This window comes from Bartonella refiksaydamii (genome assembly GCF_902652675.1).
Lineage (GTDB): Bacteria > Pseudomonadota > Alphaproteobacteria > Rhizobiales > Rhizobiaceae > Bartonella > Bartonella refiksaydamii.
The window spans coordinates 1-7520 of the sequence record NZ_LR736325.1; the positions used below are offsets into that span (position 1 = coordinate 1).

Annotated in this window: 9 protein-coding genes and 2 pseudogenes; 8 read left to right on the forward strand and 3 right to left on the reverse strand. The window is 42.2% G+C overall.

The annotated features are described in order from the left end of the window. The 4 genes and pseudogenes from GQO39_RS07760 to GQO39_RS07775 all read left to right on the forward strand — a co-directional run. On the forward strand, window positions 1-1943 hold a 1943-nt coding region (locus GQO39_RS07760; protein ID WP_156851672.1), incomplete at its 5' end, for a phage tail tape measure protein. A gap of 5 nt (window positions 1944-1948) precedes the next feature. Then, on the forward strand, window positions 1949-2329 hold the full coding sequence (locus tag GQO39_RS07765) for a phage tail protein (RefSeq protein WP_156851673.1): 381 nt from the start codon (window positions 1949-1951) through the stop codon (window positions 2327-2329). Further along, the gene (locus GQO39_RS07770) at window positions 2326-2550 is read left to right on the forward strand and encodes a tail protein X (protein ID WP_007552690.1); all 225 of its coding nucleotides are present in this window, start codon (window positions 2326-2328) and stop codon (window positions 2548-2550) included. Before GQO39_RS07765 ends, GQO39_RS07770 begins: the two co-directional genes overlap by 4 nt. Next, window positions 2547-3859: pseudogene (locus GQO39_RS07775) on the forward strand (phage late control D family protein). The gene GQO39_RS07770 and the pseudogene GQO39_RS07775 overlap by 4 nt, the downstream one beginning before the upstream one ends. Window positions 3860-3917: 58 nt before the next feature. Here GQO39_RS07775 and GQO39_RS07780 read toward each other — a convergent pair. After that, window positions 3918-4229, reverse strand: a complete 312-nt coding sequence (locus tag GQO39_RS07780) for a helix-turn-helix domain-containing transcriptional regulator (RefSeq protein WP_156851674.1) — start codon at window positions 4227-4229, stop codon at window positions 3918-3920. A 12-nt stretch (window positions 4230-4241) separates the two neighbouring features. Next, a pseudogene (locus GQO39_RS07785) lies at window positions 4242-4564 on the reverse strand (type II toxin-antitoxin system RelE/ParE family toxin). A gap of 106 nt (window positions 4565-4670) precedes the next feature. Here GQO39_RS07785 and bgtA point away from each other — a divergent pair. From bgtA to GQO39_RS07800, 4 genes are read left to right on the forward strand one after another with little or no spacing between them, the layout of a single operon-like run. Further along, complete coding sequence (bgtA, locus tag GQO39_RS07790; RefSeq protein WP_156851675.1) at window positions 4671-5333, forward strand: gene transfer agent endolysin BgtA; 663 nt, start codon at window positions 4671-4673, stop codon at window positions 5331-5333. Next, a complete protein-coding gene (locus GQO39_RS07795; RefSeq protein ID WP_156851676.1) occupies window positions 5330-5557 on the forward strand; it encodes a hypothetical protein in 228 nt (75 codons plus the stop codon). The genes bgtA and GQO39_RS07795 overlap by 4 nt, the downstream gene beginning before the upstream one ends. Further along, the gene (locus tag GQO39_RS09315) at window positions 5490-5696 is read left to right on the forward strand and encodes a hypothetical protein (RefSeq protein WP_246668551.1); all 207 of its coding nucleotides are present in this window, start codon (window positions 5490-5492) and stop codon (window positions 5694-5696) included. Before GQO39_RS07795 ends, GQO39_RS09315 begins: the two co-directional genes overlap by 68 nt. Then, entirely contained in the window at window positions 5689-5901 is a 213-nt protein-coding gene (locus GQO39_RS07800; protein ID WP_156851677.1) for a hypothetical protein, read from the forward strand. The genes GQO39_RS09315 and GQO39_RS07800 overlap by 8 nt, the downstream gene beginning before the upstream one ends. Window positions 5902-6075: 174 nt before the next feature. Here GQO39_RS07800 and GQO39_RS07805 read toward each other — a convergent pair whose 3' ends face one another. Next, on the reverse strand, window positions 6076-7227 hold the full coding sequence (locus GQO39_RS07805; RefSeq protein WP_156851678.1) for a tyrosine-type recombinase/integrase: 1152 nt from the start codon (window positions 7225-7227) through the stop codon (window positions 6076-6078). Window positions 7228-7520 lie beyond the last annotated feature (293 nt).

The window sequence follows — 7520 nt, forward strand, 5'->3', positions numbered from 1 at the left end:
GGGATGCAGCGGATAATTCAGGATATTCTGCCGAACTCTTTCAACAATCCTTAGCAACTTTAAATAGACGTTCTGCGCAAGCTTTTGCTGGGCAAAAAAGAGGCATTATGGGCTTTGAAGCGCTTGGTATTTCTGTCAAAAACGCCTCGGGAAAACTGAAATCAAACTCTGTCTTGTTAGAAGAAATTACCGACAAGATGAGTAAGATGAAAAATCAAGCGCAAAGACAACACATTGCTGCTCTGCTGTTTGGTGGAGATGGCAAGGAAATGGCAGCCATGCTTGCGCAAGGCATGGCGCCCATCAAAGAACTCTTTGCAAAGGCTAGGAAAGGAAAATGGCTGATAGGTGCTGATGTTGCACGTTATGCAGCAGATTTAAGTGATAAGCTTGGTGCCTTTAAGAAAAAAATAGGGGGCATTACCAGTTTTATTGGGGCGCGTTTTATGCCCGTCATCAATGATATGATTGATGCTTTTTCAAAATTGATTGATGAAAACCGCGACCTCATTCAGACAACCGTTGCTGGATGGGCAAAAACCTTAAAAAAAGTCTTGAAGGATTTGTTTAATCCTACTTCTGATTTGAGAAGAGGCATCACTGATCTCACAGAGAGGATTAAAAGCTGGTTTCGCTGGATGGAGCCGCTAATCGGTGAAATAACCCTCTTTAAGGTGGGACTTGTAGCACTTGGTTCGTTTATTTTTGGTCCACTCATTGCCGCATTAGCCGCAGCGGGAGCAGCGTTTGTCACACTGGGCTATACTCTTATGACCACGCCTATCGGTTGGCTCATTGGCGGTATTGCAGCACTTGTGGGGGCTGGATATCTACTCTACAAAAACTGGAACAAAATCAATGGCTGGTTGATTGCATCCTTAACCGTGGTTAGTGTAGCTTTTATGAGAATTACTGTCACTCTTGTAGGACCACTGCTTGCAGCAGTAGGCTCAGTTTGTTCGGCATTTATGGGGCTTGCTGCAAGACTTGGAAAATCCCTCCTTTCAAAAATAATCGCGGCGGATAAAGCTTTTATGGGGCTTGTTAAAACTCTTACAAGAGCGCTGCTGTCGGCATTAGTCTCGGCGGCTTCTGCAGTTGCCAGACTTGCTGTAACTCTTATAGCTTCACTCATTCCAGCAATAGCTGCCGTTGGTTCTGCTTTTATATCGCTTGGTATCGCAATCATGACCACACCTGTTGGCTGGATCATTGGCGGCATAGCAGCACTTGTTGGAGCTGGATATTTGCTCTACAAAAATTGGGATACGGTAGTAAGCTTCATAAGCAACTTGTGGAATTCTTTTGCCAACTTATGCAGTAACATTTTCAGTAACCTCTTTACACTCTTTAAAAACTTTTCACCGCTCTCTTGGATTGCAAAAAAAATCAATGCATTAATTGATTGGCTGTTTGGGGTCAATCTCATGGAAGCAGGAGCCAATCTGATTAACGGGCTTTGGGAGGGGATCAAAAGCCAGTGGCAAGCCCTGTCCGAATGGTTTAGCGGCATGATAAGCACATTAACCAGCTGGATACCTGGCTGGGGAGGAAAAAAGTCAGAATTTAAGGCTACAATCAATAAAACTTCAACCCAAACGATTAAAACCTTTACCGAGGAAACCAATGCTCGGGCAAAAAAAATGGTTGGCACAGCAATTGTTCCCTCTCTCCCCTCTGGAAAAGGCAAGAGCGGTTTCAATACAGGAGCAGTCGAAACAAGACATCTGGAGGCTCCAAATGCAAAAGTGGCTGCCTTTAAAGCTCCAAAGCCCATTACGGTTCATAAACCCGTTGAAGTAGACGCCCGTGTAACCATTACAAATCTCAATATTTCAGTACCAAATGGTCTCAAGGACGAAATCAGAGACGCTGTCAATCAAGCACTTGAACGCTATGCAAAACAGCAACGTTTAGCCATAGCCTCTAGCCTTTCGGATTAAATACCATGATGTTAGCTTTGGGTGGTTTTATCTTTTCCATTGAAACAGCAGCTTATCAAACACTTGATATGTCTTATGGTGTTCCATGGGTGGAGCAAGGGCGATTGGGGCGAAAGGCGGCTCTTCAATTGCCAGCTGTTGCAAATGCGGAATTTTCTTTAGCAGGCGTGATTTATCCAGATTTTAAAGGCGGTCACAGGCAGATCGAATATTTGCGGCAAATGGCACATGAGGGACCTCACATCCTTGTAACAGGTCATGGAAGGATTTTAGGAAAATTTGTCATTCTTTCCGTGGAGGAAAAACAAAGCGTTTTTCATCATAACGGCACCCCCAAAAAACAAGAATTTACGATAAAATTGAGAGAATATGGGGAAGACCAATGAGTGATCTTTACAGAACCAAAGAGGGCGATATGGTGGATGCCATTTGCTGGAGATATTATGCCAAAGGTCAACAAGCACTTGCTGTTGAACGCGTCTATGCGGCGAATTTTGGGCTTGCAGACTATGGACCCATTTTAAAAGCAGGTATCACAATTGTTTTGCCTTCTTTGCCTTATCCTAAAGCTACACCAGTAATCAGACTTTGGGGTAGCAAGAAATGAAACCTTTTTGCACGATTCTGGCAAATGGAGAAGACATTACAAGAAGCCTCATGGACTATGTTTTGTCGATTGAAATTACCGATGAAGCAGAAGACAAAAGCGACCGTATCACCATAGAACTTGATGACCGCGCACGTGACAGTGATAATGGCTTTTTAGACATTCCTCTTATCGGAACGGTTATTTCCATAACACTTGGCTATGAAGGCGGCAAAAACCGCGATATGGGAGCCTATTTGATTGATGAAATCTCTGTTAGCAGCCCACCACAAAGCTTAAACGTTACAGGGCGCGCCGCGTCAATGAATACATCCTACCGAACACCTAAAAGCCAATCCTATCACCAGAAAACCCTTGGCAGTATTGTTCAAGAGATAGCGCAGCGTAATGGCTATACCCCCAAAGTTGATCCTGCTCTTGCAAAAATTGTTGTGCGTCATATTGATCAAACAGCCGAAAGCGATATGGCTTTTGCCGCACGTCTTGCAGGAGAATATGATGCGGTGGCAAAACCTGTTGATGGCAAGCTTGTACTTGCCAAACGTGGTGAAGGTAAAACCATTACCGGTGAAACACTCCCTATTGTTGTAATCCATGAAAAACACTGTACCTCTTGGGATTTTAAATACAGCGCACGGGATGAAGCTGGTGCAGCCAATGGCTTAGAAACGGATGTGGGGAACGACCAAAAAGCCGCAGCAAATGCACGAGCCCCAGAAGAGATTGATGATGATGAAAACTTCATCCATATGGATGAAAGTGACAGAGCAGCACCATCATCATCTGAAACGGAAAAAGCAGAAACAACAGCTGAGAAAGAAGAGGAAGAAAAGAGAAAAAAGGTGGTGTTATCGCAACCTATTATGATTTACGCAGTAGTGAAAAAAAAGAAGTAAAATCTGGTAACCCGCCGTTTCATGAACTCAAATACACCTACCATAATCAAGCAGAAGCTGTTGCGGCCATTGCCGCTTATCGCAATAGGTCATCACGCGGTAAATCTTCTTTCTCATGTGATATTGGTGGTGATCCCTTTGTGCAAGCAGAAGCAAAGCTTGTTCAGGAGCCGCCTTTTCGCCCCTATATACCAGCAGAATGGCGCATCAAAAGTGTCAAACACAAACTTGATAAAACGGGCGGTTACACCACAAAAATAGAGTGCGAACTTTTTGATGCATCACAAGAAGATGCGGCTGAAAACGTTGCAAACACAACACCAGACAAAGATGATACCCTTGATCCAAACGCCCCACCAGACGCATGCGATGAAGGCGATGGCGTTATCCATATGGATAAAGAAGATATATAAATATTTTGCCGCAAAACACTGTTTTTTAGGAAGATGCTCAATACACTCAACATAGAGATTAAACGTGCGGAACTGGTCGTTCAAGAGGCTGTATTGCCAAACGAAACCCCATGGTACGCAATAAAGCATTCAAGCTGCGGAACTCTGGATTGCCTTGTTCTGAAAGTGTACGGTAAAGTTGTGTTGGATTCAAGTTGGCTGCTTTAGCTACAGCTTGAACACCACCATAAGCTTTGGCCATTTGGCGTAGAGTTACAAGCAGCTCACCCTGATCACCATCTGCTAGGATAGCATCAAGGGTAGCTGCTGCCAACTCAGGGTCATCACGGAATATTTCTGCCATTGCATCATCATGGTTACGGTCTTTCATTTTTGCACTCCTTTAATCTTCACGGTTTTGCCAATCACGCCAGCAAGCACATGCGCGAGTAATATCAGTCTCTTGTGTTTTTTTGGTGCCACCGCATAATAGCAACAATACGGTCTTTCCAGATTGGGCATAATAAACCGGTAGCCAGGACCAACATTAATACGCAATTCATGAACACCATCACGAAGCGGCTTGAAATCGCCAAAGTTTCCCTGCTCTAAACGATTAAGGCGGCGAATAATTGCAGTTTTAGCCTGCATATCACGGAGCTTTCGCAACCAATCAGCTATCAAGTCTTTGCCATCAGAGGTAAGGTAGTGATGTATTTCAAACATGATGTACATTCGTTTATAAACGAACGTTTGTCAAGAGAGAAAGAAGTTCATTTTTAATATTCACGCATCCCCGCCTTGTGTGGGGATTTTTTTTATGGAGCAACATATGCGAAAAATATCATCAGAAGGACTAGCACTCATAAAACAATGGGAAGGCTTGCGTTTGAATGCCTATAAAGATGCCATTGGTGTGTGGACAATCGGTTATGGACATACAAACAGTGCTGGAAAACCTTTTGTTCACAAAGGTATGACAGTCACGGAAAAGCAAGCAGAAGAACTTCTTTGCCAAGACTTAAGGCAATTTGAAAATGTCGTTGAACGCGCTGTTACAGTTTCATTAACGGATGAACAATTCGCGGCATTAGTATCTTTTTGTTATAATGTAGGTACAACAGCTTTTTGTAACTCTACACTGTTAAAAAAGCTTAATAGTGGTGAATATGAAGCAGTTCCTGCAGAGCTACAAAAATGGACCAAAGCAAGTGGTAAGTGTCTTCAAGGTCTCGCACACCGACGTGCAGCAGAAGCAGGGCTATGGGCGAAAGGGGCTTATGTTTCCTCCAATTATCAAACAGTCGAAACGCAATCCCCAACGGGAATTTTCAAAGCAGAAGCCCTTGCACCAATCATTGGCTCTTTCTCAGGTCTTGGTGGCTTGTTAGCAGGCAATGGTCCCATCCAATGGGCACTAGCCGCCATTATGGTTTTAGCCGCATGTGCTGGTATTTTCTTTGTTGCTAAACGCTTTCAGGAGCACCGTCTATGATCTTATGGATGAAAAGAAATTTGATGCTAACAGGTGCGGCTTTAGCCGCTTTTTTTATCGCTTTAGCAAGAGCTTTTACTCTTGGGAAAAAAGCAGAACAGCAAAAGCAAACTGAACAGGCTTTAAAAGCAGCAACAACACGACTGGAGGTGGAAAATGAAATTAATCAAAAAAGTGATGCTGATGTGCGTGCTGCTCTCTCTGACTGGTTGCGCGACAAATAAATATGCTTCTTCTTGTGTTGGTTGGCTACCTATTTATTTAAACAAACAAGATCTGAACGCCATCAGTTCAAACTTAGCAAGAGAGATCTTAAAGCACAATAAACAGGGCGAACACTTGTGTGGGTGGAAACATGGCTAGAAAAAGAACAAAAGACGATACAGAACTTACAGAAGCAGAAAAAGAAATCCTTCAGGAAATGATCATGACCTATAAAAGTGTAAAAGTGATGTCACGTTATACGAAATGGATTGTACTCATTATACTCTTATTAGCGCTTGATTTTTCACGCCTCATGGATGCGTTGGCAAGTATTTTTACACAAAAACCAAATATCCGACTCTAAACATACTCTGAGACGCGCGAAATTCTTTAGAAAATGGATTCTTAATTTTGCTCGTCTCATGGAGGCTATCAATAATAGCTTTACACATTTAAAACTGTTATTTTCACAGAATTGTGACATATCAAATTTCTCCTCAAAATAGCTAAAAACACTGTAGAGGTAATTGTAAAAATTCTATCCTGTTATAAATGAAGCCCACTGTTCCAAGAGAACATGTCGCTGTTCTAAAAAATCCGTTCGCATGTAGGCTTTCGTCACTGAACTCCCAACTGTATGTGCAAGAACAGTTTCGGCAATCTCAAATGGTGTTGACGTTGTCTCTGCTATCCAATCCCGTAAGCTTGAACGAAAACCATGGGGACGATAAGTCAAACCACAAACTGTCATATACTTTGCCATGGTAGCATCCGAAATCGGTTTGCCTTTAAGACCAGAAAAGAGAAAACCATCCTTTTCAAAGGGGAGAGTTTTTTCAATAACTCTCAAAGCTTCATCACTTAGTGGCACACGAAAGTCTGAAACTTTCCCTACAATACCTTTCATGTTTTCTTTTGGTATCGTCCATATATTTTTGTCAATTTGTTCAAGGCGCAAATAGCGCAATGGATATGACCGTGCTCCTGTCAAAATCAATAACTTCAGTGCTAAATTTGAAAGGATCTTATCATCCAAGCTTTGATAAAATGCCGGAACCTCTTGCCATGGCATAGCAGGAATATTTGTTGATGTCGCACGTGGTTTTCCTAAAAGAGCGCGTGCCTTCATACAAGCCTGTAGATCAACATCTAAACCAAGAGCCGCAGCATATTTCAAGCAAATGTTAATACGATTAAGTGCTTTTCTTGCCGTATCTGCTTTTTCATGCCAAAGGGGTGCGAGAACATTGCGAATGATATTGGCTGTTAATTTTTCTATAGGTAAATTACCTATGTGTGGAATCACGTGCAACTCTAGTGGAGAAAACCAGCGGCCGTTTTTACCTTCATTTTTCAACTCTGCTTTTTTGCTTTCAAAAGCCGCTTTTGCAATTTCTTGAAAAATATTGCTTTGCTGTTTTAAAATAGTCTGTTCTCGAAAGACAATAGGATCATTGCCTTCTTTAAGAATATCACTATAATATCTTGTAAGCTCACGCGCTTCTTTTAAAGAGAGTTTCGTAACAGGACCAAGTCCCATTTCTCGGCGCTTATTGTGGTGCGTATAGCGAAAAAACCAAGAGCGTGTATTGTCTTTTCGAACATTCAACCATAGCCCCGCCCCATCACAATATTTACCCTGCGGAGACGTCTTTACGAATGATGCTGATAACCGATGAATCGCCCTCACTTAACGTCCCCTCTCGTCCACCTTTTCAAGCATTGCTCGTCCACCTTTTTGGGTCCACCTTTTAGACCACCTTTAATTTCTGATTTGAGATTTTTTCTTTAATACTTACTTTTTTTATTGAATCATAAAAAGCTATAGACATCAATACGCCCTTACACATCTTTATATACTTTGAATCTTGTTGCTAAAGCCTGATTCGCTCTCTGGGGGCACCATGCTCTTTTTTATCCAAAACAACTTATTGATATTATATATCTTTTTTAAGATTCTGGATGCGTAGATAAAAGTTGGGG

Bases quoted from the DNA above. Each gene is read 5' to 3' on its own strand.
- GQO39_RS07800 (WP_156851677.1), top strand. From the start codon at position 5,689: ATGGCTAGAAAAAGAACAAAAGACGATACAGAACTTACAGAAGCAGAA.
- bgtA (WP_156851675.1), top strand. From the start codon at position 4,671: ATGCGAAAAATATCATCAGAAGGACTAGCACTCATAAAACAATGGGAA.
- GQO39_RS07765 (WP_156851673.1), top strand. From the start codon at position 1,949: ATGATGTTAGCTTTGGGTGGTTTTATCTTTTCCATTGAAACAGCAGCT.
- GQO39_RS07780 (WP_156851674.1), bottom strand. From the start codon at position 4,229: ATGAAAGACCGTAACCATGATGATGCAATGGCAGAAATATTCCGTGAT.
- GQO39_RS07795 (WP_156851676.1), top strand. From the start codon at position 5,330: ATGATCTTATGGATGAAAAGAAATTTGATGCTAACAGGTGCGGCTTTA.
- GQO39_RS09315 (WP_246668551.1), top strand. From the start codon at position 5,490: ATGAAATTAATCAAAAAAGTGATGCTGATGTGCGTGCTGCTCTCTCTG.
- GQO39_RS07770 (WP_007552690.1), top strand. From the start codon at position 2,326: ATGAGTGATCTTTACAGAACCAAAGAGGGCGATATGGTGGATGCCATT.